This is a genomic window from Bartonella sp. AP57NXGY (assembly GCF_042195805.1).
Taxonomy (GTDB): domain Bacteria; phylum Pseudomonadota; class Alphaproteobacteria; order Rhizobiales; family Rhizobiaceae; genus Bartonella.
In genome coordinates this window covers 1-872 of the sequence record NZ_JBHIOZ010000435.1, presented here as the reverse complement: position 1 = coordinate 872, position 872 = coordinate 1, and the positions used below count along the sequence as shown (strand labels likewise).

The following is an 872-nucleotide window of genomic DNA, read 5'->3' as shown; positions in this document are numbered from 1 at the left end:
TTTCGTCACTTCGCTAAGCGCTTGTTCCGAAACCCTCTTCGATTCTTCTGCAACCTGTTGCGCACCATTCGCACGCGACATGGCTTTTTCTGCTTCTTGACGTGCATTAACAACCTGCTCTAACGGCGCAAAGGTTTCATACGAATACAAAGATGCCGTCCCTAAAAGCTTTGGAACAACAACGCTGTCTTGAGAAGTTCCTGCTATCATTTCTTCTTTCGTTGCAACAGGTATCAAATATTCATGTTCATGATCGGGTATCTTCATCTGTTTTCGTCCTCACATCATTCAGAGCACTTCGTCTAATGAACACTCTTTCAAATCTTCAAACTCTTCTCTTAAGGTCTCTAAGCGCTTCTCTAAATCTTTCAGTGAACCATCAAGCTCTGTTTTCAAAGCGGCTTTCAGTAAATCAAAAACGCCAGTAAGCGGCGCATGTACAAAACCTCCCCCAGAATACAAAACGACCCGTACTTGAGACGGGTCGCTAATCTCTGATATCGCAAACGGTTTTAATGACATTTCAACTCCTCATGTCTTGATCCCATAAATTACACTCACATTAACGGGGCGCGTTTCAACACCACCAACCCTCTCTGCCATGAGATGATGTTCATGATGCTCTCTGTCATTCAGACCGTCTGTTATAGGCGTTGAATAATATAAAAAATTAGCAAAGGGGCTCCTGATAAACCAAGGTAAACGCGGCGGCTTATCTTTTTCTGTAAACCTACAACACACTGATTTATAATGATAATTCACTGTTTTGTATGTTGAATGAGAGTCTCGAATAACGTAAGATTCTCTCATTTCAAGTCTGTTTATATTGAATCAAACAAACCCATTTGCTTGCACGGCATAAGCGGGGCTGG

General features: G+C 42.2%; 1 protein-coding gene and 2 pseudogenes. All 3 read right to left on the bottom strand.

The window, feature by feature from the left end; all coding sequences use genetic code 11:
• A pseudogene (locus ACFIL8_RS11325) lies at positions 1-267 on the bottom strand (hypothetical protein); the annotation flags it as partial.
• A 21-nt stretch (positions 268-288) separates the two neighbouring features.
• Positions 289-522, bottom strand: coding sequence for a hypothetical protein (locus tag ACFIL8_RS11320; RefSeq protein WP_375611072.1), 234 nt, complete (start codon positions 520-522; stop codon positions 289-291).
• A 9-nt stretch (positions 523-531) separates the two neighbouring features.
• A pseudogene (locus tag ACFIL8_RS11315) lies at positions 532-729 on the bottom strand (phage tail protein); the annotation flags it as partial.
• Between the last annotated feature and the right edge of the window lie 143 nt (positions 730-872).

What these genes read in the sequence shown, in the direction of transcription:
- ACFIL8_RS11320 (WP_375611072.1), bottom strand. Translation starts at nt 522, where the DNA reads ATGTCATTAAAACCGTTTGCGATATCAGAGATTAGCGACCCGTCTCAA.